The sequence below is a fragment of the Flavobacterium sp. YO64 genome (assembly GCF_004119505.1).
In the GTDB taxonomy this organism is placed as follows: Bacteria; Bacteroidota; Bacteroidia; order Flavobacteriales; family Flavobacteriaceae; genus Flavobacterium; species Flavobacterium oncorhynchi.
Window position 1 is genome coordinate 1 of sequence record NZ_NRQV01000081.1, and the last position, 252, is coordinate 252.

1 pseudogene is annotated in these 252 nt (G+C 46.4%); it reads right to left on the reverse strand.

The features are described from left to right. Nucleotides 1–252, reverse strand: a pseudogene (locus BOW57_RS21080) (hypothetical protein); the annotation flags it as partial.

Here is a 252-nt window from a genome sequence, read left to right on the forward strand (position 1 = left end):
CTGCAGGAGCAGCGTTGATGGTTAATACAACAGCCGTTCTTGTCAAACTTGAACAACTGCCGTTTGATGTCTGTCCGTATAATGTTCTTGTAGCAGCAGCTGTACTTACTAAAGTCGCTGGACTTACTACATTGCCTCCTGAAGCTGCATCATACCAAACAATAGTTGATCCTGATGGTACTGTAGCGCTAGCCGTTAGAGTCTGCGATGAACCTGTCTCACATACCGTTACGTTAACTGGAGCTGTAGGCG